The sequence below is a fragment of the Pseudomonas sp. S5F11 genome (genome assembly GCF_019641515.1).
Taxonomy (GTDB): Bacteria; Pseudomonadota; Gammaproteobacteria; order Pseudomonadales; family Pseudomonadaceae; genus Aquipseudomonas; species Aquipseudomonas rhodesiae.
Genome location: NZ_JAIFJZ010000001.1, coordinates 5,506,732 through 5,533,111 on the forward strand (window position 1 = coordinate 5,506,732; position 26,380 = coordinate 5,533,111).

Consider the following 26,380-nt stretch of genomic DNA (forward strand, 5'->3'; position numbering starts at 1 on the left):
AACCCCATGATGGACGCCTTCGAACTTCCCCGCACACTGGTCCAGTCCCTTCAACATCGCGCCGCGCACACCCCGGATCAGGTGGCGTTGCGCTTCCTCGCCGAGTCGGCCGAGCACAACGTGGTGCTCAGTTACCGCGAACTGGACCAACGCGCCCGCACCATCGCAGCAGCGTTGCAGGCGCAGGCGAGCTTGGGCGACCGCGCGGTGTTGTTGTTCCCCAGCGGCCCGGACTACGTCGCAGCGTTCTTTGGTTGCTTGTACGCCGGGGTGATCGCGGTGCCGGCCTATCCGCCGGAGTCCACGCGTCGCCATCATCAGGAGCGCCTGCTGTCGATCATCGGCGACGCCGAGCCGCGCCTGTTGCTGACCATCGCCAGTCTGAGCGAGGGCCTGGCGCAACTCCACAGCGCGCCGCCGGTGCTGAGCGTCGACACCCTCGACGCGCAGCTCGCCGAACAGTGGGTCGCGGTCGACCTGCAAGCCGACGATATCGCCTTTCTGCAATACACCTCCGGTTCCACCGCGTTGCCCAAAGGCGTGCAAGTCAGCCACGGCAACCTGGTGGCCAACGAAGTGCTGATCCGCCGTGGTTTCGGCATCGACCTCAACCCGGACGACGTGATCGTCAGCTGGCTGCCGCTGTACCACGACATGGGCTTGATCGGCGGCCTGCTGCAACCGATTTTCAGCGGCGTGCCGTGTGTGTTGATGTCGCCGGCGTACTTTCTCGGTCGGCCGTTGCGCTGGCTGGAAGCGATCAGTGAATACGGCGGCACCATCAGCGGCGGTCCGGACTTTGCCTATCGCTTGTGCAGTGAGCGGGTCAGCGAATCGGCCTTGGAGCGTCTCGACCTGAGCCGCTGGCGCGTGGCCTATTCCGGTTCCGAACCGATCCGCCTCGACACCTTGGAGCGCTTCGCCGACAAATTCGCGGTGTGCGGCTTCAGCCCCAACAACTTTTTCGCCTCCTACGGCCTGGCCGAAGCCACGCTGTTTGTGGCCGGCGGCCGTCGTGGCCAGGGCATCCCGGCGCTGCGGGTGGACGATGCGGCACTGGCCGCCAACCGCGCCGAGCCAGGGCAGGGCAGTGCGATCATGAGCTGCGGCACGGCGCAGCCGGACCACGCGGTGTTGATCGTCGACCCCCACAGCCTGAGCGAACTGGCTGACAACCACGTCGGCGAACTCTGGGCCAGCGGGCCGAGCATCGCCCACGGCTACTGGCGTAACCCCGAAGCCACCGCCAAGACTTTTGTGTCGCACGCCGGGCGTACCTGGTTGCGCACCGGTGACCTGGGCTTTCGGCGCGACGGCGAGGTGTACATCACCGGCCGCCTGAAGGACCTGTTGATCGTGCGCGGCCACAACCTCTATCCCCAGGACATCGAGCAGACCATCGAGCGCGAAGTGGAAGTGGTGCGCAAGGGCCGGGTGGCGGCGTTCGCCGTCAGTGATCAGGGCCTGGAAGGTATCGGCATCGCCGCCGAAATCAGCCGCAGCGTGCAGAAAATCCTGCCGCCCGAAGCGTTGATCAAAGCGATTCGTCAAGCGGTGGCCGAGGCCTATCAAGAAGCGCCGTGTGTGGTGGTGCTGCTCAACCCCGGCGGTTTGCCCAAGACTTCCAGCGGCAAGGTGCAGCGCGCCGCCTGCGCACTGCGCCATGCCGATGGCAGTCTCGATTGTTACGCGCAATTCCCTGATCGGCAGGTGTTGGCCGTTGAGGCGAGCTTGGAATCCGAACTGCAGCGCCAGATCGCCGCGATCTGGTGCGAGCAACTGCAGGTCGCGAGCGTGGCAGCCGACGACCACTTCTTCTTGCTCGGTGGTAACTCCATCAGCGCCACCCAGGTGATTGCGCGCCTGCGTGAAAGCCTGGGCCTGGAGCTGAACCTGCGCCTGTTGTTCGAGGCACCGACCCTGCAGGGTTTTGCCGCACAGGTCGCGCACCTGCAACAGGACGGCGGGGTGGCTCAAGGGGCCATCCGCGCCTTGCCTGCGCACGACGAACTGCCTCAGTCCCTGGCGCAGAATCGCCTGTGGATCACCTGGCAACTCGCCCCCCAGAGCAGCGCGTACACCATCCCCGGCGCCCTGCGCCTGCGCGGCGAACTGGATGAAGACGCGGTGCGCGCCAGCTTCGCGCAGTTGAGCCAGCGCCACGACGCCCTGCGTACGCGCTTTTACGAACGCGACGGCCAGGCCTATCAGCGCATCGACGCCGCAGTCACGTTCGACTTGCAACTGATCGACCTCAGCGATTTACCCGCCGCCGAGCGTGAAGCCCGCGCGCAGCAGATTCGCGAGGACGAAGCGCGCACCGTGTTCGATCTGGAGAAAGGTCCGCTGCTGTGGGTAACCCTGGTGCGCCTGGACGACGAAGACCACCAGTTGCTGGTGACGCTGCACCACATCATCGCCGATGGCTGGTCGTTGTCGATCCTGCTCGACGAGTTCGCGCGCCTGTATTCGGCCGCTGTTCAGGGCCAAACCCTGACGCTGCCAGCTTTGACCGTAAGCTACGCCGACTACGGCAGTTGGCAGCGCCAATGGCTGGCCGACGGTGAGGGCTCGCGTCAACTGGCGTACTGGCAGGCGCAACTGGGCGATGAGCACCCGGTGCTGAGCCTTGCGACCGATCACCCACGTGCGGCCCAGCACCGCCGCAGCGCATCGCGGCATAGCGTGCGCTTGAGCGCGAGCCTCAGCGAAGCGCTTCGCCAGACTGCCCAGACCCATGAATCCACGCCGTTCATGTTGCTGCTCGCGGCGTTCCAGACCTTGCTCTACCGCTATAGCGGCCAGCGCGATATTCGTATCGGCGTGCCCAGCGCCAACCGCCCGCGCCAGGAAACCCAGGGCCTGGTGGGCTTCTTTATCAACACCTTGGTGCTACGCGCCGAGCTGGATGGGCGCCTGCCGTTCAATGAGTTGCTGGCCGCTACCCGCCAAACCGCATTGGGCGCCCAGGCCCATCAGGACCTGCCATTCGAACAACTCCTAGAAGCCTTCCCCCAGGCTCGCGAACAGGGGTTGTTCCAGGTGATGTTCAACCATCAGCAGCGGGACTTGAGCGCGCTGCGCCGCCTGCCGGGCATGCTCGCCGACGAGCTGCCATGGCACAGCCGCGAGGCCAAGTTCGACCTGCAACTGCACAGTGAAGAGGACCGCAACGGGCGCCTGAGTCTGTCGTTCGACTACGCCGATGAACTGTTCGAGGCGGCGACTATCCAGGGTCTGGCCGAGCACTTTATCCACCTGCTGCACGGCGTGTGCGAACAGCCGCACCTGGCCCTCGGCGACCTTGCGCTGCTGCCGCACGATGAACAGCAGGCATGGAACGCCGCGCCCTGCGCACCGGCGCAACAATGGCTGCCCGAAGCCCTCAACCAACACACCTCGGACGCCACCGCGCTGGTGTGGGACGGCGGCAGCCTGAGCTTCGCCCAGCTGCATACCCAGGCCAATCGCCTGGCCCATTACCTGCGCGACAAAGGCGTCGGCCCGGACGTGTGCGTGGCCATCGCCGCCGAGCGTTCGCCGCAGTTGCTGATCGGTCTGCTGGCGATCATCAAGGCCGGCGGCGCGTACGTGCCACTGGACCCGGACTACCCGGCCGAGCGCCTGGCCTACATGCTCAAGGACAGCGGCGTGCACCTGCTGCTGACCCAGACCGCACTGCTCGATCGCGTGCCGAGCGCCGAGGGCGTGTGCGTGATCGCCATGGACAGCTTGCACCTGGATAGCTGGCCGACCCAGCCGCCGGGCCTGCACCTGCACGGCGACAACCTCGCTTACGTGATCTACACCTCCGGCTCCACCGGCCAGCCCAAAGGCGTGGGCAACACCCACGGGGCTCTGGCCGAGCGCCTGCAATGGATGCAGGCCACCTATCGGCTCGGCGCCAGCGATGTGCTGATGCAGAAGGCGCCGATCAGTTTTGACGTGTCGGTATGGGAGTGCTTCTGGCCGTTGATCAGCGGCTGCCGCCTGGTACTGGCTGGGCCCGGCGAACACCGCGACCCACATCGCATCGCGCAACTGGTGCAGACCTACGGCGTGACCACGCTGCACTTTGTGCCGCCGCTGTTGCAGCTGTTTATCGACGAGCCGCTGGCCGCCGAATGCACCAGCCTGCGCCGCCTGTTCTCCGGTGGCGAAGCCTTGCCCGCCGAGCTGCGTAATCGCGTGTTGGCGCAGTTGCCGGCGGTGCAGTTGCACAACCGCTATGGGCCGACCGAAACCGCGATCAACGTCACCCATTGGCACTGCCAGGCCGAGGACGGCGAGCGCTCGCCGATTGGTCGGCCGCTGGGTAATGTGATCTGCCGCGTGCTCGACGAGCACCTCAACCCACTGCCCGCCGGAGTGCCGGGTGAGCTGTGCATCGCCGGCATCGGCCTGGCGCGCGGTTACCTGGGGCGTGCCGGGCTGACCGCCGAACGCTTCGTTGCCGACCCGCTGGGCGAAGCCGGCACGCGCCTGTATCGCACCGGCGACCGTGTGCGTTGGAGCCGCGACGGTGTGCTCGAATACCTCGGTCGCCTCGACCAGCAGGTCAAGCTGCGCGGGTTCCGCGTGGAACCGGAAGAAATCGAAGCGCGCCTGCTGGCCCTGGATGGCGTCGCCCAGGCCGTGGTGTTGGTGCGCGACGGGCAATTGATCGGTTACTACACCGCGCACACCCCATTGGATGAACGTGACGTCAAAGCTGCCCTGGCCGCCGAGTTGCCGGAGTACATGGTGCCCGCGCAGGTGATGCACCTGGATGCCATGCCCCTGAGCCCCAGCGGCAAACTCGACCGTCGCGCGTTGCCTGAGCCGGTGTGGCACACCCGCGAACATGTGGAGCCCGCGACGCCGTTGCAGCAGCAGATCGCCGCGATCTGGCGCGAGGTGCTCGGGGTGACGCAGGTGGGCCTGCGCGATGATTTCTTCGCCCTCGGCGGCCACTCCCTGCTGGCCACTCAGATCGTTTCCCGCACCCGCCAAGCCTGCGATGTCGAGCTGCCGTTGCGCACCCTGTTCGACGCCAGCGAGCTTGAAGCATTTGCCACACAGGTCGCGCTGATCCAGGCGGCCGGTCAGCGCAATCAGCACACCGCCATCGCCAGGGTCGACCGTCGCCAGCCGGTGCCGCTGTCCTATTCCCAGCAGCGCATGTGGTTTCTCTGGCAGATGGAACCGGACAGCCCGGCCTACAACGTCGGCGGCATGGCGCGCTTGCGCGGGGTGCTGGATGTGGGGCGTTTCGAAGCCGCGTTGCAGGCCTTGATCATGCGTCACGAAACCCTGCGCACCACGTTCCCCAGCGTCGACGGCGTGGCCTGCCAGCACGTCGCGGCGCAGACCGGCGTGCGCATGGACTGGCAGGACCTGTCCGCCCTCGATGCTGCCGAGCGCCAGCAACGCCTGCAGCAGTTGGCCGATCACGAAGCCCATACACCGTTCAACCTGGAAACCGGGCCGTTGCTGCGTGCGTGCCTGGTCAAGGCCGGCGAGCAGGAGCATTACCTGGTGCTGACCTTGCACCACATCGTCACCGAAGGCTGGGCCATGGACATTTTTGCCCGTGAACTCAGTGCGCTGTACGAAGCGTTTATCGACGAGCGCGAGTCGCCGCTGGCGCCGCTGCCGGTGCAGTACTTGGACTACAGCGTGTGGCAACGCCAATGGCTGGAGAGCGGCGAGCGCCAGCGCCAATTGGATTATTGGACCGCGCAACTGGGCAGCGAACACCCCTTGCTGGAACTGCCCGCCGATCGTCCGCGGCCGCCGGTGCAAAGCCATCGGGGCGAGCTGTATCGCTTCGACCTCAGCGACGAACTGGCCGCGCGGGTGCGGGCGTTCAATGCCGAGCGCGGCTTGACGCTGTTCATGACCATGACCGCGACCCTGGCGGTGCTGCTCTACCGCTACAGCGGCCAGACCGACCTGCGCATCGGCGCCCCCGTGGCCAACCGCATCCGCCCGGAAAGCGAGGGGCTGATCGGCGCGTTCCTCAACACCCAGGTGCTGCGCTGCCAGCTCAATGGGCAGATGAATGTCCACGAATTGTTCGAGCACGTTCGTCACACCGTGATCGAAGGCCAGTCCCATCAGGACCTGCCGTTCGACCACTTGGTCGAAGCCTTGCAACCGCCGCGCAGTGCAGCGTACAACCCGCTGTTCCAGGTGATGTGCAACGTGCAGCGTTGGGAATTCCAACAGAGCCGCCAACTGGCCGGCATGACCGTCGAGTACCTGGCCAACGATGCGCGCGCCACCAAGTTCGACCTCAACCTGGAAGTCACCGACCTCGACCATCGCCTGGGTTGCTGCCTGACCTACAGCACCGACCTGTTCGACGAACCGCGCATCGCGGGCATGGCCGAGCATTGGCGCAACCTGCTCGAAGCACTGATCGCCGACCCGCACCAGCGCTTGAGTGAATTGCCGTTGCTGAGCGCCGCTGAACAACGCCACTTGCAGCGCAGCCTGGGCGCCGAGCCCGGTGTGCATCGCCTGGATCAATGCCTGCATCCGCTGTTCAGCCAACAGGCACGACAACGTGGCGACGCCCCGGCGCTGACCTTTGCCGGTGAAACCCTCAGCTACCGTGAGCTGGAAGTGCGCGCCAACCGCCTGGCCTGGATGCTGCGCGAGCGTGGCGTGGGCCCCCAAGTGCGGGTCGGCCTGGCATTGCCCCGGTCCTTGGAGATGGTGGTTGGCCTGCTGGCGATCCTCAAGGCCGGCGGCGCCTATGTGCCGCTGGACCCGGAATACCCCCTCGATCGCCTGCACTACATGATCGACGACAGCGGCATCGGCCTGCTGCTCAGCGATGCGGCGATGTTCGAAGCCCTCGGCGAACTGCCGGCCACGGTAGCCTGCTGGTGCCTGGAAGATGACCTGCCGGTGCTGGGCCATTACCCGGCCGAGGCGCCGCCGTGCATCAACCTGGCGCAGCATCAGGCTTATCTGATCTACACCTCCGGCTCCACCGGCAAGCCCAAAGGCGTGGTGGTGTCCCACGGTGAAATCGCCATGCACTGCCAGGCGGTGATCGAGCGTTTCGGCATGCGCGCCGACGATTGCGAATTGCACTTCTATTCGATCAACTTCGACGCCGCCACCGAGCGTTTGCTGGTGCCGTTGCTCAGCGGCGCACACGTGGTGCTGCGGGCTGAGGGGCAATGGGATGCCGAGCAGATCTGTGGGTTGATACGCAACCATGGCGTGACGGTGCTGGGCTTTACCCCGAGCTACGGCAGCCAGTTGGCGCAATGGCTGGCGACCCAGCGGCAGACATTGCCGGTGCGCATGTGCATCACCGGCGGCGAAGCCCTGACCGGCGAACACTTGCAGCGCATCCGTGGGGCGTTCCAGCCCGCGCTGTTTTTCAACGCCTATGGCCCCACCGAAACCGTGGTGATGCCCCTGGCCAGCCTGGCGCCGCCGCAGTGGGAGGAGGGCGCTGGCAGCGTGCCGATCGGCAGCATTGTCGGTGAGCGCGTGGCGTACATTCTGGATGCCGATCTGGCCCTGGTGCCCCAGGGCGCGAGCGGCGAGTTGTACATTGGCGGGGCCGGTCTGGCCCAGGGTTACCATCAACGTCCGGGCATGACCGCCGAGCGCTTTGTGGCCGACCCGTTTGCCGCCGATGGCGGGCGTCTGTACCGCACCGGTGACCTGGTGCGCCAGCGCGCCGATGGCCTGGTGGAGTACCTGGGGCGAATCGACCATCAGGTGAAGATTCGCGGTTTCCGCATCGAGCTGGGGGAAATCGAAACCCGTCTGTTGGAACACAGCCAGGTGCGCGAAGCGGTGGTGCTGGCGCTGGAAGCGCCGAGCGGCAAACAACTGGTGGCGTACCTGGTCAGCGACGCCGAGCACGGTCCTCTGCGCGAGGCCCTCAAAGCCCACCTCAAGGCGCAACTGCCGGACTACATGGTGCCTGCGCATCTGATCGTGCTCGACAGCATGCCGCTGACCGCCAACGGCAAGCTCGATCGCGGCGCGCTACCGCAACCCGACCCGGAGGCCAACCGCCAACATTACGTGGCGCCAAGCAACGCCCTTGAAAGCAACCTGGCCGCGATCTGGTGCGCCGTGTTGAATGTGCAGCAAGTGGGCCTGGACGATAACTTCTTTGAACTGGGCGGCGATTCGATCCTGTCGATCCAAGTGGTGAGCCGCGCACGCCAGGCCGGGATTCATTTCAGCCCGCGTGACCTGTTCCAGCACCAGACCGTGAGGGCCTTGGCCGCCGTGGCCACGCGCACCGAGCACATCCGCGCCGAGCAAGGCGTGCTCACCGGTCGTTCGGGGCTGACGCCGATCCAACGGTGGTTCTTCGAAACGCCGATGCCCAACCGTCAGCACTGGAACCAGGCGCTGCTGCTCAAGCCGCTGCAACTGCTCGACCCGCACCGTCTGGAGCAAGCGCTGCTGGCGGTGCTGGAGCACCACGATGCGCTGCGCCTGAGTTTTACCCAGCGCGACGCCCAGTGGCACGCCGAACACCTGGCCGTACCCCATGGCGGTGTGCTGATGCAGGCCCAGGTACGCGACATGGCGCAGTGCACCGCGCTGTTCAACGACACCCAGCGCAGCCTCGACCTGCAACACGGCCCGCTGCTGCGCGCGCTGCTGGTGGACGGGCCCGAGGGCCAGCAACGCCTGCTGATCGCGATCCATCACCTGGTGGTGGACGGCGTGTCGTGGCGTGTGCTGCTCGAAGATTTGCAAACGGTGTACCGCCAGTTGAGCGCCGGCCAGTCGGTCAGCCTGCCGGCCAAGACCAGCGCGCTGCGTGACTGGGCCGCGCGCCTGCAGGCGTATGCCGGCAGCGAATCCCTGCGCGAAGAACTGGCCGTATGGCAAGCGCAGTTGGCCGGGCCTGACGTGGCGTTGCCGGTGGACCGTGCCCATGGCGCGCTGCGCAATCGCGATGCCGACAGCGTCAGCTTGCGCCTGGACGCCGAGCGCACCCGCCAGTTGCTGCAACAGGCGCCCAGCGCATACCGCACCCAGGTCAATGACCTGCTGCTGACCGCCCTGGCCCGCGTACTGTGCCGCTGGAGCGGCCACGCCTCGGCGTTGATCCAATTGGAAGGCCACGGCCGCGAACCGCTGTTCGACGATATCGACCTGACCCGCAGCGTCGGCTGGTTCACCAGCGCGTACCCGCTGCGCCTCACGCCCCAAGACGGGCAGGGCGATTCGATCAAGGCGATCAAGGAACAGCTGCGCGCGGTGCCCCACAAGGGCCTGGGCTATGGCGTGCTGCGCTACCTGGCGGACGCCGGTTGCAAGCAGCAGATGGCGACGCTGCCGAGCGCCGAAATCACCTTCAATTACCTTGGCCAGTTCGACCAGAGCTTCGGCGCCGATGCGCTGTTCCATCCGCTGGATGAGCCGGCCGGCCAGGCCCATGACCCGGACGCGCCGCTGCCCAATGCTTTGAGCGTGGACAGCCAGGTCTACGGCGGTGAATTGCTGCTGCGCTGGACCTTCAGCCGCGAACGCTATGATGCGCGCACCATCGGCGCATTGGCCGAGGCTTACCTGGCCGAGTTGCACAGCCTGATCGAACACTGCCTCAGCGACCAGGCCGGTGGCCTGACTCCGTCGGACTTCCCTCTGGCGCGTCTGACTCAGGCACAACTGGACAGCCTGCCGGTGCCCGCCCATGTGATCGAAGATGTCTACCCGCTGACCCCGATGCAGGAAGGTTTGCTGCTGCACACCTTGTTGGAACCGGGCACTGGCCTGTACTACATGCAGGATCGCTACCGCATCAATAGCGAGCTGGACCCCGAGCGTTTCGCCCAGGCCTGGCAAGCGGTGATCGCCCGTCACGAAGCCTTGCGCGCGTCGTTCTGCTGGAACGTCGGCGAAGACATGCTGCAAGTGATCCACGCACCGGGTAGCACCCCCATCGAGTACCTGGACTGGCGCCACGCGCCGGAGGCCGAGCATGAGCCGCGCCTGCAAGCGCTGCTCAAGGCCGAGCGCGAGGCCGGTTTCGATCTGCTTAACCAGGCTCCGTTCCACCTGCGGCTGATTCGCGTGGGCGAGGCGCGCTACTGGTTCATGATGAGCAACCACCACATCCTGATCGATGCCTGGTGCCGTTCGTTGCTGATGAACGACTTCTTCGAAATCTACCTGGCGCTGGGTGAGGGCCGCGATGCGCAACTGGCCACGCCGCCACGCTATCGCGACTACATCGCCTGGCTGCAACGCCGCAACCTGAGCGAAGCGCGCCAGTGGTGGCAGCAGAACCTGAAAGGCTTCGAACGCACCACGCCGATCCCCAGCGACCGCCCATTCCTGCGCGAACACGCCGGCCACAGCGGCGGCATGGTGGTGGGCGACTGCTACACCCGCCTCGATGCGCACGACGGCGCACAGCTGCGTGAATTGGCCCAGGCCCATCAACTGACCGTCAACACTTTCGCCCAGGCGGCCTGGGCGCTGGTGCTGCGTCGGGTGAGCGGAGACCGTGACGTGGTGTTTGGCGTGACCGTGGCCGGTCGTCCGGTGGACATGCCCGAGATGCAACACACGGTCGGTCTGTTTATCAACAGCATCGCCCTGCGGGTGCAACTGCCCCAGGACGGCCAGCCCTGCAGCGTGCGGCAGTGGTTGAACGGCCTGCTCGACAGCAATATGCAATTGCGCGAGTACGAATACCTGCCGCTGGTGACTATCCAGGAACACAGCGAACTGCCCAAGGGCCAGCCGTTGTTCGACAGCCTGTTCGTGTTCGAAAACGCCCCGGTGGACACCACGGTACTGGACCGCGCCCATAGTCTGAACGCCACCTCGGATTCCGGGCGCACCCACACCAATTTCCCGCTGACGGCCGTGTGCTATCCGGGCGATGACCTGGGCTTGCACCTGTCCTACGACCAACGCTATTTCGACGAAAGCACCGTGCAAGGTTTACTTGCCGAGTTCAAACGCCTGCTGCTGGCGCTGGTGCAGGGCTTCCATGGCGACATGGCCGACTTGCCGCTGATGGGCGAACAGGAGCGCGATTTCCTGGTGCACGGCTGCAACCAGAGCGAACACGCCTACCCACTGGAGCGCAGCTATGTGGAGCTGTTCGAAGCCCAGGTAGCCGCGCATCCACAGCGTATCGCCGCCAGTTGCCTGGATCGGCACTGGAGCTACGAGGAACTGAATCGCCGCAGCAATGGCCTGGGGCACGCACTCATCGCGGCGGGTGTCGGCCTGGATCAACCGGTGGCGTTGCTGGCCGAACGCGACTTGGAATTGCTGGGCATGATCATCGGCAGCTTCAAGGCCGGGGCCGGCTACTTGCCGCTGGACCCGGGCTTGCCGAGCCAGCGTCTGCGCCGCCTTATCGAGCTGAGCCGTACGCCGCTGCTGGTGTGCAGCGAGGCGTGTCGCGAACAGGCCATCGCGTTGTTGGACGGTATCGACTGCCAGTTGCTGGTATGGGACGAAGTGCCGGCCCGTGGTGAGAACCCGGGTGTCTACAGTGGCCCCGACAACCTCGCCTATATGATCTACACCTCCGGCTCCACCGGCCTGCCCAAAGGCGTGATGGTGCAACAGCGCGGCATGCTTAATAACCAGTTGAGCAAAGTGCCGTACCTGGACCTGACCGCAGCGGATGTGATCGCGCAAACCGCCTCCCAGAGTTTCGATATTTCCGTGTGGCAATTCCTCGCCGCGCCGTTGTTTGGCGCGCGGGTGGACATCGTGCCGAACAGCATCGCCCACGACCCGCAAGGTTTGCTGGCCCATGTGCAGGCCCAGGGCATCAGCGTGCTGGAGAGCGTGCCGTCGTTGATTCAGGGCATGCTCGCCCAGGAGCGCCTGCACCTGGACGGCCTGCGCTGGATGCTGCCGACCGGCGAGGCGATGCCGCCTGAACTGGCGCACCAGTGGCTGCAACGCTACCCCGAGATCGGCCTGGTGAATGCGTACGGCCCGGCGGAATGTTCCGATGACGTGGCGTTCTTCCGAGTCGACCTGGCCTCGACCCGTGACACTTATCTGCCGATTGGCACACCCACCGACAACAACCGCCTGTACCTGCTCGATGGCGCATTGGAGTTGGTGCCCCAAGGCGCTGTCGGCGAGTTGTGCGTGGCGGGCACCGGAGTCGGGCGCGGCTATGTTGGCGACCCGTTGCGTACTGCGCCGGTCTTTGTGCCCGACCCGTTCGGCGCGCCGGGCGAACGCCTGTACCGCACCGGCGACCTGGCGCGGCGGCGCAGCGATGGGGTGTTGGAATATGTCGGTCGGATCGACCATCAGGTGAAGATTCGCGGCTACCGGATCGAGCTGGGGGAAATCGAAGCGCGTCTGCACGAACAAGCCGACCTGCGCGATGCCGCCGTCGGCGTGCAGGACGGCGTCAACGGCAAACACTTGGTGGGCTACCTGGTGGCGGCCGATGGCGCGCTCGACCCCAGCGAACGTCTGGACCGTATCAAACAGCGCCTGCGCGCCGAACTGCCGGAGTACATGGTGCCGCTGCATTGGCTATGGCTTGAACGCCTGCCGCTCAACGCCAACGGCAAACTCGACCGCAACGCTCTACCGGTCCTGGAAATCGGCCAGTTGCATCGCCAGGATTACCTGGCGCCACGCAACGAACTGGAAACCACCCTGGCCGTCATCTGGGCCGAAGTGCTCAAAGTCGAGCGGGTTGGTGTGCAGGACAACTTCTTCGAGCTGGGCGGGCATTCGCTGCTAGCCACACAGATTGCCTCGCGTGTGCAGAAAACCCTGCAACGGGACGTACCGCTGCGCGCGATGTTCGAGTGCAGCAGCGTGGCGGAACTGGCCGAGTACATCGACGGGTTGGCGGGCAGTGAGATCAGCGTGGAGAAGGTGGATCGGTTGAGTGATCTGATGGCGGAGTTGGAAGGGCTCTGATCTTCGCTGTCTGTGAGGGCATTATCGGGGGCTTGCCCCCGATAACGTCAGTCCAGCCAGCGTTTATTTTGGCCCAAGTATCTTCACCAACTTATCCGGCGACGGCGCACCTTGCTGTTGCTGCAACCCGCCTTTGTCGTCCAGATAGAAAATCGCCGGCGTCGCCGACAACTCCAGCTCGTCCATCAACTTCATATTGGCATCGAGCTTGGCTTCGATATCCGCCGGGATCTTGGCCAGCGCCTGCAGCTTGCTGCCTTTGCCGGCGGCTTCGTGTTCTTCCAGGGCTTTTTGCGGGTCCTTGGCGGCGAACAGCGCAGCGGATTTGCCGGGGCTGTCTTCGCGGATGATGCCGACCATGATGTGGCGCAGTTGCACCTTGCCGGCCTTCACCCAGGGTCGCGCCTGTTCCCAGAACATGTTGCAGTAAGGGCAGTTGGGATCGCTGAACAGGTAGACGATGCGCGGTGCCTTAACGTCGCCGTCCTGGATCCAGCTGCTGTGTTCCATCTTGGCCCAGACTTCCTTGGCCATCGGCGCATACACCAGTTTTTCCAAGGGCGCGTTGCTCAGGTCGTTGCCCTGGGCGTCGTAGAGGCTGCCGGCGATTACGTGTTTGCCATCGGCGGTGAGATACAGCGCCATGCCACGGTTCTGGTATTGCGCGGCGTAGCCGGTGAGGCCGCTGGGGGCGTCGAATTTGCCGATGATCTTGGCGCCCTTGGCTTCGATCTGCTTGATCGGCGCTGGCCAGTCTTCGGCTTGGGCCAGGGAGGCCGCCAGCGTCAGCGGCAGCAGGGTCAGCAGGTGGCGGAGGCGGGGCATGTCGGTTTCCTTGTGGCGGTGGGGACGGTGTCGAAGGGCTCCATGGCACGGGCCAGGCTGGCCTGGGACAACTCGCCCAAATGGCTGTTGATCAAGCGTCCGTCGGGTGTATAGAACAGCGTGGTCGGCAGGGCCATGGAGCCAACGGCCTGGCCGAGGCGGCCACTGGCGTCGAACAAGACGTTGTCCAGGGTCAGGCCCTGGGTGGCTAGGAAGGTACTGACGCTTTGCATGCTTTCGGCCTGGTTGACGAACAGGAAGGTCACGTCGGGGCGCATGCGTTGGGCGCTTTCCAGCACCGGCATTTCGCGCCGGCACGGCGGGCACCAGGTGGCCCACAGATTGATCACCAGCGGCCCGCCCTGGTAGTCGACCAGTTGCACTACGTCGCCATTGGCATTGCGCAAGGTGATGTCCGGCAGGCGCGTGCCTTTTTCATACACGCTCAATGAGAGGCTGGTCATGCCCCAGAACAGCAGGCCGGTGATGACGCCGGCGCTCAGCGGCTTGCGCAGCGCCGGGCGGCGCCAACCGTAGAGCAGGGCGCCGAGGATCAGTGCGACCACGCCCGGCCAAGCCAGGAAACCGCCGTCGCGCAGGTCGACCATTTGCAGTGGGTCGTTGCGGTAGTAGCTCCAGTACATCAGCACGAAACTGATGCGCGCGGTGAGCATGCCTAGTAGAAACAGGCTGAACAGCACCGACTCCGGGTTTTCACCGCCACGCTTGGCCACGCGCCAACCCACCAGGGTGGCGAGAATCAGCGCGCCGATCAGCAGGATGTGATTCAGGGCGATGGCGAAGGTGCCGATGGTCAGGGTCAGCATCAGAGGGCGTCCCGGGCTTGGGTCCAGCGTTGCAGGAAGGTCATCGCGTCGACTTCACCGGTAATGCGGTGGGCGCGGCGTTCCTGGCCGTCCGGGCCGATCCACACGAAACTCGGCGGCCCTGGCACCTGGTAGCGGCCCAGCAGTTCGCGGCTGGCGGCGTTGTCGGCGGTGACGTCCAGGCGCAACAGGCGCACATCTTTGAGGGCGGCGAGGACTTCGGGGCGGCCGAACACCTGTTTCTCCATGATCTTGCACGACACGCACCAGTCGGCGTAGTAATCCACCAGCACCCATTGGCCCTGGGCCTTGGCACTGTCGAGTTGGCTTTGCAGCGCGGCTGGGTCGTTGAGGGTCAGGAAGGCGTCGTGGGCCGTCGGCGCGGCTGCGCTACTCGAGCCGTTGTACACCTTCAACGGCTGCCACGGTTCGTCGCTGCCACCGGCGGCGCCCACCAGCATCAGCGCGCCCCACAGGCCCAGCACCACGGAACCGGCGCCGAACAGCATGGCCACCCGCCCGAAATCCTGGGCCAGGCGCCAGCCGCAATAGGCCATGGCCATCGCCAGCGCGCCCCACAGGGCGAGCCACAGGCTTTCATCCACCACCGGGCGAATCATCAGCACGGCAGTGCCCAGGAACAGGAAGCCGAATACCCCCTTGAGCACGTTCATCCAGGTGCCCGGCTTGGGCAGGAAGCGATTGCCCACGGTCACCAACAGCAACAGCGGGACGCCGATACCGATGCCCATGGCGAACAGGATCAACCCACCGTGCAGCGCATTGCCGCTCTGGGCGATGTACAACAGCGCGCCGGCCAGGGGCGCGGTCATGCATGGCCCCACCAGCAGGCCGGACAATGCGCCGAGCACGCCCGCGCCGACCAGGCTACCGCCGCTCTGGTTGCGGCTGACGTTATCCAAACGATCCCGCAGGGCCACCGGCAGTTGCAGTTCGAAGAAGCCGAACATCGGCAGGGCCAGGATCACGAACAATGCCGCGAAACTGCCGAGGATCCAGGGGGTTTGCAGCAGCGCCGCGAGGTTGGCGCCGAGCAGGGCGGCCAGCACGCCCAGCGCGGCATACACCAGCGCCATGCACACCACATAGCTGCCGGCCAGGGCAAAGCCGCGACGCGGGCTGGCGCCGCTGCCGACCACCAGGCCGGCGAGAATCGGCAGCATCGGCAACGAGCAGGGTGCGAACGCCAGCAGCAGGCCCAGGCCAAAGAACACCAGCAGGCTCCAACCCAGGCTGCGTTGTTGCAGGCCGCTGGCCAGGCTTTGATCCTGCGCCTGCGCAGTGGCGGCTACCGCCGGGTTGCCGCCCAGGTCCACGGTGATCGATTGCGGCGGGTAGCACAGGCCGGCGTCGGCGCAGCCCTGCCAGCCCAGCTTGACCTGGCCGGTGGTGCCCGCCGGCAGCTTGACTTCCAGGCCCTGGCGATACACCTGTTGCTCGCCGAAGAATTCATCGCTATGGGCTTCGCCCTGGGGCAGCACGGGCTTTTCGGCGAGGCCGTCGAACTTCATGCGTTGCTGGTACAGGTAGTAGCCGTCGGCAATCTGCCAATACAACTGGATCTCGCCACTTTCAAGGCGCTCGGAAGTAAAGGTGAAGGCCTTGCCCACCGGGAGGAACTCGGGTTTGGTGTCGAAGGGGTTACCCGGCGCGGCCTGGGCGAACCCGGCGAACATCACCAGTAGAAAGGTCAACAGAAGCCGCATGGTCAAGCCTTAGTTCGATACAAGTGAGGCACACAATGTGTGGCGTTGATTAACCGATGATTAACCGGGCGCTATTCTAAAGTGTAGGGAATATCTGAGGGTGCATCTTTTCACGGCATAATCCGCGCTTAATCGGTTGGTTCTTTAATCTCCCCCATCTTTGACGAAGGGTTCTCCATGCACGTATTGGTCTGCGAAGACGACGAACTGATCGCCAGCGGCATCGTGGCCGGCCTCACCGCCCAAGGCTTTACGGTCGAGCGCGTGGCCACGGCAGCGGCCGCGCGCGCGATGCTCAAGGCCGCGACCTTCGACATCATGGTGCTCGACCTCGGCCTGCCCGACGAAGACGGCCTTAAGCTGTTGCAGCAACAGCGCAGCCAGGGCCTGGAGATTCCGGTGCTGATCCTCACCGCGCGGGATTCGGTGACCAACCGCGTCGACGGCCTGCAGGCCGGGGCCGACGATTACCTGCTCAAGCCCTTTGACCTGCGCGAATTGGCCGCACGTCTGCAAACCCTGCTGCGGCGGGTGGCCGGGCGCAGCGTCAACCTGATCGAACATGGCCGCCTGACCTACGACCCCAGCAGCCGCGAAACCTTCCTGGGCGGTCAGCCGGTAGACCTGTCGCGCCGGGAACAGGCGTTGCTGCAAGCGTTGCTGCACAACAAGGGTCGTGTGCTGTCCAGCGAGCAGCTCAAGGACAGCGTCTACGGCTTCAATGACGAGTTGGAAAGCAACGCCCTCAACGTGCATATCCACCACCTGCGGCGCAAATTGGGCAACGGCATCGTCGAGACCGTGCGCGGCCTGGGCTACCGACTGGGGCCGGCGGACGGGGGAGAGAACGCGTCGTGAAGAGCCTGCGCCTGCGCCTGACCTTCAAGTTGGGCGCCGCGTTCGTGTTGATCTGGGCCCTGGCGGCAGCCTGGATGCTCAATGACCTGCGCAACCAGATGATGTTTTCCCTCGACCAGCGCCTGGTGGCGTCGGCGCGCATGGTGGCCGGGCTGACCGAGCAGATGCCGGGCCTGGCCAGCGTCAGCGGCGGTGCGCATTTCAGTGCCGAACAACTCAATGTGCCGGGCGGCATGGCCTGCCAGGTCAGCTCCCTGCGTGGGGAAATTCTCGCGCGCAGCCACACCACCCCGGATGAAGGGCTGGAGTCGCGCAAAAGCGGCTTTCGCGATCAGGTTATCGACGGCGTGGGTTGGCGCAGCTTTACCTTGTCCCGTGGCGACCTGCTGATCACCACCGCTGACCGTCAGGTGGAGCGCGAGGCGTTGAACCTGTCGATCCTGCTGGCGGCGTCGGTGCCGGTGGGCGTGGCGATGCTGGGCTGCCTGTGCCTGCTGTGGCTGGGCATCGGCCAGAGCCTGCTGCCGCTTAACCGCATGCGTGATGCGCTGATGCGGCGCAGCGCCGATTCCCTCGAACCGCTGCAAATCCACCCGCTGCCCAGCGAACTCAAGCCGCTGCTCGACACCCAGAACCAACTGTTGCAGCGCATCGCCAAGACCATCGAGCGCGAACGCCGCCTCACCGGCGATGCGGCCCATGAACTGCGCAGCCCGCTGACGGCGATCAAGACTCACCTGCAAGTGGCGCGCATGACCGACGGCGCCGCGCGCGACCAGTCCCTGGCCCATGCCGAGGAGGGCGCCGACCGCCTGCACCGCACCCTGGAACAATTGCTGTTGCTGGCGCGGGTGGAAGGCAGCCTGTCGTTTGACGATGGTTTGCAGTCCAGCGCCGAAGAAGTCGCGCGCCTGGCGATCCAGGACGCCAGCGCCGGCGACAACGGACGCATCGACCTGATCCTGTCGGACAACCTCTGCGGCGCCCCGGTGGACATGCCGGTGGGCCTGGCCGTGGCCGCGCTGCGCAACTTGCTGGACAACGCCCTGCGCCACACCCCAGCCCATACCCGCGTGGAACTGAGCCTGTTCAACGACGCCGACAAGGTAGTGTTCCGCGTGCGTGACCATGGCGAGCAGATCTCCAGCGAAGACCTGCAATACCTTACCCAGCGTTTCTGGCGCAACGGCAGCAGCGAAGGCTGTGGCCTGGGCCTGGCGATTGTGCAGGCGATCGTGCAGCGCTGTGGTTGCTCACTGAACTTCGACAGCCAGCCCGATGGCCTGCGGGTCGAGCTGGGCATGCCGCTGCGACGCTGATCCCTTTTCTTTCCGGTGCCAAATAGTTACCGCCCTCTTGAAGTGGAAGGCTTCAGGATGGCGGTAATTTTTTTGCGCTTGAACGGGCCGAAAGACTCGGCCTGAATTGAAAAGGATGCTTCTTATGTTGGTCATCGACACCAGTTTTTCCGCCACGGGCTGCAACGAACGTAACGGCGAGCCCGTGCGGCAGGTGATCCTGCATTACACCGCGGCGCCGTTTGCCGCGTCTCTGCGCACCCTGACCCAGGCTGCCGTGAGTGCCCACTACCTGTTGCCCGACCCCAACGACCCCGGCTACCGCGCCGCCGGGTACGAGGAACTGCGCGTGTTCCGCCTGGTGGACGAACGTCAGTGCGCCTGGCACGCCGGGGCCAGCCAATGGGGTGGGCGCGACAACCTCAATGCACGGTCGATTGGCATCGAGATCGTCAACCTGGCGCGGGATGAGGCGGGTGTGTTTGTTTTTCCCGGGTTTGCCGAAGCACAGATCGAGGCGCTGACTGCGCTGCTGCATGATGTGCTGGGGCGTTATCCGCAGATCGAACCGACGGACATCCTCGGCCATAGCGACGTCGCCTACTGGCGCAAAAGCGATCCAGGGCCGCGACTACCGTGGCAGCGCTTGTCCGAGGCGGGCCTGGGCGCCTGGTTCGACGAGTCGACCCGGGCCATGTATCAACGCCGCTTCTGCGTCGGCTTACCCCCGGAGGTAGAAGTGGAGCGTGCGTTCCAGCGCTACGGCTACAAGCCGGCGCAGAACCGCCAGGCGTTCGAATCGCGGACACGGGCCTTTCAGATGCACTTTCGGCCACGGGACTACCGTGGCGTGCTGGATGCCGAGACCTGCGCGATTCTGTATGCCTTGAATGAAAAATACCGCGGGCTCTGAAGCCCGGCGCAGGGCAAGCCCCCTCCCACAGTTTTGACCGATTTCACTTTAACCGACCCATTGCTCCATTTCGAAAACAAAGGTCATCCCAATGTGGGAGGGGGCTTGCCCCCGATGGCACTGGATCAGCCAATAGAGTTGCCGATTGATTCCCCGCTATCAGGGGCAATCATCACTGCCGCCTAAATCCTCTTCTCGCTGGTGCGTTTCCAGAACAGGAAATCCGTGCGCATGCCCTTGGGCCAGACGCCAACGGATCGGCAGTTTGGTCACCATCATCCGCGTATTGAGGGATCGAGAGATGTCAGTCGCTATCAGCCGTATTGAAGATACCCAAGTGCATGAAACGCTTTATCAGTTCGACGAAACCCTGCTGCTGGCCCGTCAGCGTCAGCAAGAGTCCAATGCGCGCAGTTATCCGCGGCGTATTCCCCTGGCGCTGAAGCGGGCCAAGGGCATTTACGTGGAGGACGTGGAGGGCCGACGCTTTATCGATTGCCTGGCCGGCGCCGGTACGCTGGCGCTGGGGCATAACCACCCCGTGGTGATCGACGCCATCCAGCAGGTGCTGAGCGATGAACTGCCGCTACACACCCTCGACCTGACCACGCCGGTCAAGGATCAGTTTGTGCAGGACTTGTTCGGCCTGCTGCCGGCTGAGCTGGCGCAGGAAGCCAAGATCCAGTTCTGCGGCCCCACCGGCACCGATGCGGTGGAAGCCGCGCTGAAACTGGTGCGCACCGCCACTGGGCGCAGCACGGTGTTGTCGTTCCAGGGCGGTTACCACGGCATGAGCCAAGGCGCGTTGAGCCTGATGGGCAGCCTGGGGCCGAAGAAACCGTTGGGTGCCCTGCTCGGCAATGGTGTGCAATTCCTGCCGTTCCCCTATGACTACCGCTGCCCGTTCGGCCTGGGCGGCGCGGAGGGCGTGCGGGTCAACCTGCATTACCTGGAAAACCTGCTCAACGATCCCGAAGCCGGCGTGCTGCTGCCGGCGGCGGTGATTGTGGAAGTGGTGCAAGGCGAGGGCGGCGTGATTCCGGCCGACCTCGATTGGCTGCGCGGCCTGCGGCGTATCACCCAACAGGCGGGCGTGGCATTGATCGTCGATGAGATCCAGAGCGGCTTCGGTCGCACCGGCAAGATGTTTGCGTTTGAACACGCCGGCATCATCCCGGACGTGGTGGTGCTATCCAAGGCCATCGGCGGCAGCCTGCCGTTGGCGGTGGTGGTGTACCGCGACTGGCTCGACACCTGGCTGCCGGGCGCCCATGCCGGCACGTTTCGTGGCAACCAGATGGCAATGGCGGCGGGCTCGGCGGTAATGCGCTACCTCAAGGCCCACGATTTGCCGGGTCACGCAGCGGCGATGGGCGAGCGCCTGGGTGAACACCTGCGCCTGTTGCAGCGCGACTACCCACACCTGGGGGATATCCGTGGGCGTGGGTTGATGCTCGGCGTTGAGCTGGTAGACCCCCACGGCGCGCTCGACAGCCAGGGCCACCCCCCGGTGCATCGCCAGTTGGCGCCGTTGGTGCAGCGCGAATGCCTCAAGCGCGGCTTGATCCTGGAACTGGGCGGTCGCCACGCCAGCGTGGTGCGCTTCTTGCCGCCGCTGGTAATCACCGCCGGCGAAATCGACCAAGTAGCCGATATTTTCGGTCGCGCCCTGGCGGCAGCCGTCGCCAGTCTCTAATTTTTTGCGCGCCCGCTACGTTTCTACAGATATCGATGCTGCGCGTGGTGCGCAGCCCAGCCTTTGAACGACGGAGAACAGCAATGACCTCAGTATTTGACCGCGACGACATCCTGTTTCAGGTAGTGGTCAACCATGAAGAACAGTATTCCATCTGGCCCGATTACAAGGCCGTGCCGGACGGCTGGCGTACCGTGGGCAAGAGCGGTTTCAAGAAAGAATGCCTGGCCTACATCGAAGAAGTCTGGACCGACATGCGCCCGTTGAGCCTGCGCCAGAAGATGGATGGCGCGGCACTGGCCGGTTGACCTCTCTCGCCTCCCGATCCCGCCATGGGATCGGGAGTTAGACGCTCTTGTCTTTTTCCTGCCCTGACGCCGCCGTCACCACCTGCACGCTCAAGCGCGGCGTGGCCAGGTCCAGGCCAGCTTCATCCAGTTGACGCTTGAGCGACAGGTTGAACGCCCGCGACACTTCCCACTGTTTGATCGGCGCGGTCTTGAACCGGGCGCGCAGGATTGCGCTGCCGGACTCGAAGCTCTCCACCCCCTGAATCTCCAGCGGCGACCAGATATTGCGACGCTGCATCGGGTCGTTGCGGATTTTCTGGCCCACGTCGCGGATCAGCTTGATCGCGTCGTCGATGTCCATGTTGTAAGGGATCGCCACGCGGAAGATCGCGTAGCCGAACTCCCGCGAGTAGTTCTTGATGCTCTTGATTTCGCTGAACGGAATGGTGTGCACGATGCCGTCGATGTCGCGCAGGCGCACGGTGCGGATGGTCAGGCCCTCGACCGTGCCCAGGTGGCCGCCGACGTCCACGTAGTCGTCGATGGCCAGGGAGTCCTCGATGATGATGAAAAGGCCGGTGATCAGGTCCGCCACCAGCGATTGCGCACCGAAGCCGATGGCCAGGCCGATCACACCGGCACCGGCCAGCAGCGGCGTGACGTTCATGCCCATATTCGCCAGGGCGACGATGGCGGCGATGATGAAAATGGTCACGAATAGCACGTTGCGGATCAACGGCATCATGGTCTGCGCGCGGGCGTTGGCCAGGCCTTTGCGCGAGCGGGTCAAGGCGTGGTGGATCGCGGTGTCGCTGAGAATCCAGATCAGCCAGGCAAACAGCAGCGTGCCGCCCAGGCCGAACAGCTTGACGCTGATTTCATGGCCGTCGCCTTCGGTAAAGCGAATCAACGACAGGCCCCAGACCCGCAGACCCAGTTCGATAAACGCCAGCCATACCAGCAAGTGGGCGAGGGTGTAGAAAAAACTCTTCAGGCGCTCGGAATACAGCGCATGGCGCTTGTGCCCGCGCTGGGGCTTGAGCGAATGGCGGCGTACCAGGCCGTTGATCACCATGCACAACACCAGCAGCACCGTGCACAGCAGCGACTGGCGCAGGGCGGTGCTGGTGTCGCCGGCCGACAGAAACGTGGCGAACAGCGAGATGCCCACCAGCAACAGCGCCGGCAAGTACCAGAACGTGCCGATGATCGACAGCGTGTCGCTGAGGGTGCGCCGTGTGAGGCGGCGCGACAGTGGCTGGTTGCGGATCAGATGCGCGATCGGCCGACGAAAACGCAGGATAAACACCCCGGTGGACAACGCCGCCATCACATTGGCCACGGTCGCGGCGGTGTGAGCCAAGTGCTGCCCTAGGGATTGCACTAGACGCGGGTCGCTCAGGGCTTCGCCGAAGGCGGCGAAACTGCCGATCAGCCACAGCGGACGAAAAGCCTGATGGCGCAGGATGTACAGTGCACGATGGCGATGCGGGCCGTCGAGCAGGGAGAACGCAATCACACAGATTGCGGAAAAACAGGTGCCCACCACCAGCGCATAGGCCAGCACCATCGCCAGGGATTTGCCCAGGGACGAGGGCAGGGCGTAGCTCAGGTACACGGTGATCACCAGCGCTATCAGCCACGGCCCGAGTTTGCGCAGGGCAAAGCGCAGCATGTCCCAGGTGCGTGGGTGCTGCGGCAATTCTTCGGGCAGGCCGAAGCGCTCGCGCACGCGGTGACTGAGCCAGATCAGCGCGGCAGCGAGCAGGCTCCACACCGCCAGAATCAAGGCAAAGCCGAAAATGATCGGTAGCCATTCGCTGGCCGGCAGCATCAGGGCTTCAAGTTCGTCCTTGGCCTGATCGACTTCATCGGACCAACGCCCCAGTGGGCTGTCGCTGCCGGAAAATTGCTGTTCCAGGCCTGACAAGGTGCTGCCGATCAAGCCGAGTACGCCTTGCTCGGCGGCCGGCTGAGCCTTTTGCGTGGCGGCGCGCAGTTTCTTCAGGTCACTGAGCAATTGGGTGCGCTGCTGGTCGTTCTCCAGGGTTTTGATCACCTCGTCCAACGACTGCCCCAGCGGTACTTCGGCCTGGGGTTGGGCTTTATTGCCGCCGTTGAGCAACCCCGGCAGGCCCGCTGCGTGGGCAGGCGTGGTCGGCAGCAGGATAAGCAGGGCAAGCAACAGGGAACAGGGCAGGGCAAACAGACGGGAAAGCACGAGGCGGTCAACCTTGGAGACGACGAACTGACCGAGTGTACGAGGGCGCTATGCCAGATGCGAGTGCAATTCTTATTCAGCCAGTTTGGCGAGGATTTTGTACACCACGGTGCCCAGGATCAGCAGCATGCCGACCCACATGCCGAACACGCCCAGGGGCTTGTCGCGAAAGTTGAAACCCACTGCCAGCATGATCATGCCGATCAGGATAGGGATAAGCATGGCGTGGAACGAGGACATGGAAATCATGGAACGACGGCCTTGTCTGACGGGGAATATCGACCAGTCTAGGTCGGATTGCAGAAAGTGCAGATGATGCAGATCAGCTTTAGGCAAAACCCAATGAGGGAGGGGCTGCCCCCTCCCTCATTGATCAGGGCAGGTCGTGGCTGGCGTAGAACGCGCCCAGCACCTTCACCAAATGCGCCAAGTCATGGCTGCCGCACAGTTCGCGGATCGAGTGCATGGCAAATGTCGGCAAACCGATATCCACGGTGCGCACACCCAGGTGGCTGGCGGTAATCGGGCCGATGGTCGAGCCGCAGCCCATGTCGCTGCGCACCACGAAGCTCTGCACCGGTACTTCCTGGGCCATGCACAGATGGCGGAAGAACCCGGCGGTTTCGCTGTTGGTGGCGTAGCGCTGGTTGCTGTTGACCTTGATCACCGGGCCGGCATTGAGCTTGGGGCCGTGGTTGGCGTCGTGCTTGTCGGCGTAATTCGGATGCACGCCGTGGGCGTTGTCCGCAGACACCAGCAGGGATTTCTGGATGGTGCGTACGAATTCATCACCTTCAGGCAACAGGCGACGCAGGGTCTGTTCCAGCATCGGGCCGTCGGCGCCGCAGGCCGAGCAGGAACCGACTTCTTCATGGTCGTTGCATACCAGCACGCAGGTTTCGTCGCTGTCGCTGGTGAGCAAGGCTTGCAGGCCGGCGTAGCACGACAGCAGGTTGTCCAGGCGCGCACCGGCGATAAAGTCGCCGTTGAGGCCGATCACCGCAGCGCTTTGGGTGTCGTAGAAGCTCAACTCGTAGTCGAGCACCACGTCGGCATTGAGCCCATGCTCGCGGGCCAGTTGGTCGGTGAGTACGGCGCGGAAATCCACGCGCTCGTCACCGGCAAACTGCGCCAGGATCGGCGGCAGTTCGGTCTGGGCATTGATCGCCCAGCCCTGGTTGGCTTCACGGTTCAGGTGAATGGCCAGGTTGGGGATGATCGCGATCGGCAGCTTGAAGTCGATCAATTGGCTTTCGACCTTGCCGTCGCGGCGGAAAGTCACGCGGCCGGCCAGGGACAGGTCGCGGTCGAACCACGGCGCCAGCAACGCACCGCCGTAGACTTCCACGCCCAACTGCCAGAAGCCCTGGCGCTGCAACTCCGGCTGCGGCTTGACCCGCAGGCACGGGCTGTCGGTATGGGCGCCGACCAGGCGAATGCCGCCCTGCAGCGGCGACTGGCGGCCGAGCTTGAAGGCGATGATCGAGGAGTCGTTACGGGTAACGTAGTAGCGCCCGTTGGCTTCGGTGGCCCAGGTTTCGCGCTCGTCGAGACGCTGGTAACCGGCCGCTTCCAGGCGCTGGGCCAAGGCGGCGGTGGCATGAAAAGGAGTAGGGGAGGCCTTGAGAAAGTCGATCAGGCCTTGATTCAACGCTTCGCGCATAAATAGCTCCAGACAGCAATGCGCGGAGTTTACCGTTCGATGGCGGCAAGTGCACATAACAAATGTGGGAGAAGGCTTGCCCCCGATTGCAGTGTGTCAGTCAGTACAGCTGTCACTGATACGCCGTCACCGGGGGCAAGCCCACTCCCACATTTGCCTGTGTTGACCACTTAAAAGGGTGCAGGGCACTCGAAGCGTAAGCGCTCGCCGCTTTGCGGATGGGTAAAGCTGAGCATGCTCGCGTGCAGGCACAGGCGCGGCCATGCAGCCAGGGCTTGTTCGTGGGCGTACAGGCCATCCCCCAACAGAGGGTGGCCGATGGATAGCATGTGCACACGCAATTGGTGCGAACGCCCGGTGATCGGCGTCAGCTCAACGCGACACCAATCGCCACAGCGCTCCAGCACCTTCCAGAAGGTCAGTGCATGCTTGCCGAATTCGTGGTCCACCACATGCCGGGGCTTGGTGGGTGGGTCGTAGCGCAAGGGCAGGTCGATGCTGCCGCTGTCCAGTGCCGGTTGGCCCCAGGCCAGGGCGGTGTAGGCCTTTTCGGTTTCACGGTCGTGAAATTGACGGGACAGCTCGCGGTGAGTATCGGCGTCGCGGGCCAGCAGGATTATGCCCGAGGTTTCCCAGTCCAACCGGTGGACGATGCGGGCTTCGGGGTAGCCGTTTTCCTGCAGGCGCGTGATCAGGCAGTCCTTGTTGTCATCGGCGCGGCCAGGCACCGAGAGCAGCAGGGTCGGCTTGTTCACCACCAGGACCGCGTCGTCCTGGTAGAGGATATGAATGTTGGACAACGGCATTAAACAGCCTCGTAACAAACGCCAACGGCGGCTGGGCCGTCCGCTTCCCGTAAAGGGAGCCGCACGCCCCAGCCGCCGTGGCGACCGCCCGTTCGATCAACGATCGGGCAGGGTGATATTGAGTTCCAGAATCGAGCAGCTGCCGTCATTTTCCAGGGCGACATGCACGTCATCGTTGCCGATATTGACGTACTTGCGGATCACTTCGACCAGTTCCTTCTGCAAGGCTGGCAGGTAATCCGGGGTGCTGCGTTGGCCGCGTTCGTGCGCCACGATGATCTGTAGACGCTCTTTCGCGACCGACGCGGTGCTTGGCTTTTTGTTGGCGCGAAAGAAGTCGAGAAATTTCATTG

The 26,380-nt window shown here is 64.5% G+C and carries 14 protein-coding genes; 6 read left to right on the forward strand and 8 right to left on the reverse strand.

The genetic code is table 11. The features are described 5' to 3' along the window. Positions 1-6: 6 nt before the first annotated feature. Entirely contained in the window at positions 7-12,903 is a 12,897-nt protein-coding gene (locus K1567_RS25040; RefSeq protein ID WP_220698957.1) for a non-ribosomal peptide synthetase, read from the forward strand. Positions 12,904-12,966: 63 nt separating this feature from the next. Here K1567_RS25040 and dsbG read toward each other — a convergent pair whose 3' ends face one another. The 3 genes from dsbG to dsbD are packed head-to-tail and all read right to left on the reverse strand — an operon-like array spanning position 12,967 to position 16,282. Further along, entirely contained in the window at positions 12,967-13,728 is a 762-nt protein-coding gene (gene dsbG / locus K1567_RS25045; RefSeq protein WP_034099418.1) for a thiol:disulfide interchange protein DsbG, read from the reverse strand. Then, positions 13,704-14,555 carry a TlpA disulfide reductase family protein gene (locus tag K1567_RS25050; protein ID WP_047881332.1) on the reverse strand — a complete coding sequence of 284 codons (852 nt, stop codon included), beginning with the start codon at positions 14,553-14,555 and terminating at the stop codon, positions 13,704-13,706. The genes dsbG and K1567_RS25050 overlap by 25 nt, the downstream gene beginning before the upstream one ends. Continuing rightward, the gene (gene dsbD / locus K1567_RS25055; protein WP_169868022.1) at positions 14,555-16,282 is read right to left on the reverse strand and encodes a protein-disulfide reductase DsbD; all 1,728 of its coding nucleotides are present in this window, start codon (positions 16,280-16,282) and stop codon (positions 14,555-14,557) included. The genes K1567_RS25050 and dsbD overlap by 1 nt, the downstream gene beginning before the upstream one ends. Before the next feature lie 177 nt (positions 16,283-16,459). Here dsbD and K1567_RS25060 point away from each other — a divergent pair, with 177 nt between their 5' ends. The 5 genes from K1567_RS25060 to K1567_RS25080 all read left to right on the forward strand — a co-directional run bounded on the left by K1567_RS25060 (position 16,460) and on the right by K1567_RS25080 (position 21,355). Next, positions 16,460-17,140 (forward strand): response regulator, encoded by a 681-nt coding sequence (locus K1567_RS25060; protein ID WP_034099412.1) that lies wholly within the window; start codon positions 16,460-16,462, stop codon positions 17,138-17,140. Beyond that, on the forward strand, positions 17,137-18,459 hold the full coding sequence (locus tag K1567_RS25065) for an ATP-binding protein (RefSeq protein WP_034114698.1): 1,323 nt from the start codon (positions 17,137-17,139) through the stop codon (positions 18,457-18,459). The genes K1567_RS25060 and K1567_RS25065 overlap by 4 nt, the downstream gene beginning before the upstream one ends. A 124-nt stretch (positions 18,460-18,583) precedes the next feature. After that, a complete protein-coding gene (locus tag K1567_RS25070; protein WP_034114696.1) occupies positions 18,584-19,351 on the forward strand; it encodes an N-acetylmuramoyl-L-alanine amidase in 768 nt (255 codons plus the stop codon). A 301-nt stretch (positions 19,352-19,652) separates the two neighbouring features. Further along, complete coding sequence (locus K1567_RS25075; protein WP_220698958.1) at positions 19,653-21,047, forward strand: aspartate aminotransferase family protein; 1,395 nt, start codon at positions 19,653-19,655, stop codon at positions 21,045-21,047. 83 nt (positions 21,048-21,130) lie between these two features. Then, positions 21,131-21,355, forward strand: a complete 225-nt coding sequence (locus tag K1567_RS25080) for an MbtH family protein (protein ID WP_034099405.1) — start codon at positions 21,131-21,133, stop codon at positions 21,353-21,355. Positions 21,356-21,392: 37 nt separating this feature from the next. Here K1567_RS25080 and K1567_RS25085 read toward each other — a convergent pair whose 3' ends face one another. From K1567_RS25085 to minE, 5 genes are all read right to left on the reverse strand, one after another. After that, the gene (locus K1567_RS25085) at positions 21,393-23,558 is read right to left on the reverse strand and encodes a mechanosensitive ion channel family protein (protein WP_034114692.1); all 2,166 of its coding nucleotides are present in this window, start codon (positions 23,556-23,558) and stop codon (positions 21,393-21,395) included. Positions 23,559-23,630: 72 nt separating this feature from the next. Then, positions 23,631-23,807, reverse strand: coding sequence for a hypothetical protein (locus tag K1567_RS25090; RefSeq protein ID WP_016970148.1), 177 nt, complete (start codon positions 23,805-23,807; stop codon positions 23,631-23,633). Between the two features lie 124 nt (positions 23,808-23,931). Next, entirely contained in the window at positions 23,932-25,221 is a 1,290-nt protein-coding gene (locus tag K1567_RS25095; RefSeq protein ID WP_034114690.1) for a M18 family aminopeptidase, read from the reverse strand. Positions 25,222-25,391: 170 nt separating this feature from the next. Beyond that, positions 25,392-26,027 carry an RluA family pseudouridine synthase gene (locus K1567_RS25100; protein WP_034099399.1) on the reverse strand — a complete coding sequence of 212 codons (636 nt, stop codon included), beginning with the start codon at positions 26,025-26,027 and terminating at the stop codon, positions 25,392-25,394. A 96-nt stretch (positions 26,028-26,123) separates the two neighbouring features. After that, complete coding sequence (gene minE, locus K1567_RS25105; RefSeq protein ID WP_003175252.1) at positions 26,124-26,378, reverse strand: cell division topological specificity factor MinE; 255 nt, start codon at positions 26,376-26,378, stop codon at positions 26,124-26,126. Positions 26,379-26,380 lie beyond the last annotated feature (2 nt).

Bases quoted from the DNA above. Each gene is read 5' to 3' on its own strand.
- K1567_RS25060 (WP_034099412.1), top strand. From the start codon at position 16,460: ATGCACGTATTGGTCTGCGAAGACGACGAACTGATCGCCAGCGGCATC.
- K1567_RS25040 (WP_220698957.1), top strand. From the start codon at position 7: ATGATGGACGCCTTCGAACTTCCCCGCACACTGGTCCAGTCCCTTCAA.
- K1567_RS25080 (WP_034099405.1), top strand. From the start codon at position 21,131: ATGACCTCAGTATTTGACCGCGACGACATCCTGTTTCAGGTAGTGGTC.
- K1567_RS25075 (WP_220698958.1), top strand. From the start codon at position 19,653: ATGTCAGTCGCTATCAGCCGTATTGAAGATACCCAAGTGCATGAAACG.
- K1567_RS25100 (WP_034099399.1), bottom strand. From the start codon at position 26,027: ATGCCGTTGTCCAACATTCATATCCTCTACCAGGACGACGCGGTCCTG.
- K1567_RS25090 (WP_016970148.1), bottom strand. From the start codon at position 23,807: ATGATTTCCATGTCCTCGTTCCACGCCATGCTTATCCCTATCCTGATC.
- dsbG (WP_034099418.1), bottom strand. From the start codon at position 13,728: ATGCCCCGCCTCCGCCACCTGCTGACCCTGCTGCCGCTGACGCTGGCG.
- K1567_RS25095 (WP_034114690.1), bottom strand. From the start codon at position 25,221: ATGCGCGAAGCGTTGAATCAAGGCCTGATCGACTTTCTCAAGGCCTCC.
- K1567_RS25050 (WP_047881332.1), bottom strand. From the start codon at position 14,555: ATGCTGACCCTGACCATCGGCACCTTCGCCATCGCCCTGAATCACATC.
- K1567_RS25070 (WP_034114696.1), top strand. From the start codon at position 18,584: ATGTTGGTCATCGACACCAGTTTTTCCGCCACGGGCTGCAACGAACGT.
- dsbD (WP_169868022.1), bottom strand. From the start codon at position 16,282: ATGCGGCTTCTGTTGACCTTTCTACTGGTGATGTTCGCCGGGTTCGCC.
- minE (WP_003175252.1), bottom strand. From the start codon at position 26,378: ATGAAATTTCTCGACTTCTTTCGCGCCAACAAAAAGCCAAGCACCGCG.